General features: G+C 42.5%; 2 pseudogenes. Both read right to left on the reverse strand.

Annotated features, from left to right (window positions below):
- A pseudogene (locus G7034_RS09125) lies at nt 1–1031 on the reverse strand (hypothetical protein); the annotation flags it as partial.
- A gap of 726 nt (nt 1032–1757) precedes the next feature.
- Nucleotides 1758–2470: pseudogene (locus tag G7034_RS09130) on the reverse strand (FISUMP domain-containing protein); the annotation flags it as partial.

A 2470-nucleotide genomic window follows, 5' to 3' on the forward strand; every position in this document is an offset into this window, starting at 1 on the left:
AAACCACCGCGGGTATTAATCATCGGATCCCAAACCCAATATTTATCATCTACAGCATTTGAATTATTGGAAAGAACTTCACTCACATCAATCCTCGATTGGTACGGATTCGCTACAAAAGCAAAGGTATTGCTGACTGACGTAGCACTTGGGAAAGTTGGTGAAATGCTTCCTACTTTTAAATCACCAGTTGAGAGTAAAGTGGTAGCTCCCTCAGAATCGTTATCTGACAAATCAATTCCACGATCGCCACGTACCATCAAACGATAAGGCACGCCTGCTTCTAGGTCTCTGTTTTTGCTGTCAGCAACTGCCTGCCAGCCACTATTGAAGTAAAACATAGACGGATTACCTGAGTCTGTATAATCTATCCCAGTAGTAGTATTGTGTTGTCCTACCGTTCCTGTATTGTCTCCCGTAATATGGGTTCCTATACCTGCTTCATTAGCTCCGCCGTTTTGCCAGTTATCGAAGATGCTGCCTCCATCTACGGGGCTAGCTACCATCCGAAAGGCGCGCTTTGCAGGGTAGAACTTCTCTACACTAAGGTTGGCTGTTCCGCCGGTTGATTCTACTACATAAGCTTCTTGACCCACACTTGGATTAAGCATGGTAATCTTGTCTCCAGCCGTTAGTGTACCGCTGGTTAGCTTCAAGGTTTCACTAATGCCTAAATGTCCGCCAATAAGGTTGGTAGTTCCTGAGCTTTTGTCTAGCACTACGTGTTTTACTTCGTCGTTAGTCCCAAATGTAAAATTATCGGTGCTATTGGCATTGGTTGTACCGCTACCTATTACTAGAGTAGCATCTTCAAAAGCAATGCTGCCAGCGCTATTGTCTAAACCAGCATCAACAGTAAAATTAATAGCTGTAGCTTCTTCAAAGCTAAGTATCCCTTGGTTATTTACATCTTCATTGGTGTAAAAAGCAGCATCGCCTGCCACGTGAAGGGTTGTACCACTGCTAATATGCAGCTGGGCGTAACTCACTGAAACCGCAAGTAAGAGTAGTAAGTTGAGTAAATGTTTCATTTGTTTTATATTTGATTATTCAATTTTACGTTGTTTATTTGGTTAAGTGAGTATTGTTTATATAGATAGTGTATAGACATTTTGAAAATTTAACTTATGTAAGTTACTGATTACAAAGAACTTGGTAAAAATATATTTTGTCTATATAAAATCTATGTATAAATTCTTCTAGTCGGTAGGGAAAACTTGTTTCTATGCTTGTTGTTGCTACGATGATAGGTTCTGTTTTTTTAACCTCCAAACCTCCTTAGTTCAAACTAGTTTATTCCTCCTTTTTTCACGCAGAGCTCACAGAGGTTTTATCGCAGAGTTCACAGAGATCTAATACATTTAAATTTTCTTATTTCTCACTTCTCATTTCTTAATTCGTTATTCACGAACCGTGAACCGTGATTTGAGATTAGTTAACCTAAGTTATTTCCCACATCCGACATCCAACATCCAACATCCAACATCCCACTTCTCATTTCTTAATTCGTTATTCACGAACCCTGGACTGTCAACTGTCTTCTGTGAACATGGATTATTTCAAATTTCAAATTGATTGACTCGCGCAAAGGCGCAAAGCTGATTGGAACAAATAATCAACCCCCCAAACCTCCAAACCTCCCTTAAAATTGTATCTTCACTTCTCATTTCTCATTTCTTTATTCAATATTCAGTATTCTTTATTAAATTCTCCCTCTCGTGCTGAGCTTAGTCGAAGTATCGGGGGTTAGGGGGCTTTTAATCCTTAAGGCAACGGACAGAGAAACCGTTAGCACGATTGTCGGAGCTCATAAAGGCATTACTATAGAAGACGAGGTAACTGACAACGGCGCCTGAAAAGGTACTAGACCAATAGTGGCCGTAGGAGCCAACATCGAAAGGCGAGCCATTCGAGGGATTGCGGGCGCCCGCCATAGGCAATTTAAGCGGTGAGGCAAATGCACCGAATGCGTTGTTACTGCTCCAGCTTGAACGCTCGGTGTTCCATTCCGTTTCAGTAGGCAATCTAAACCCTGCAGGGCATGGGTTGTTGGTGCCGTTTACGCCCTGCCAAAGGTTATTATCCTGTGGTGTTAACCAATCAAGAGGAGAGCTACTTTCAGTAATAAACACCCCATCCCATGAGTTCCCCGCATTAGGCACAGCTGTGGTTGCGTTGGTGGCAGTTGTACCAGAGGTTCTACATTGGTGGCCATCAGCTGCTCTACCCCACTGATATAAATCACCATAAGCAGCTGCGTCGGTACTTGAGGTAGCAACTTGGCTTGCGCCCAAATTCCTATCCATCCAAACTCGCCCACCAGCTCCAGTTACCTCAACTAACTCTGTAGGGCCTGATGCGCAGAACACAGTACCATCAGGGTAATCTAAATATGGATTATCACCACAGCCATCATGCCATGCATTACCAACCCACCACTGTAGGCACTTTACACTCGTATTATAAATCA

Source organism: Psychroflexus maritimus (assembly GCF_011089875.1).
Lineage (GTDB): Bacteria > Bacteroidota > Bacteroidia > Flavobacteriales > Flavobacteriaceae > Psychroflexus > Psychroflexus maritimus.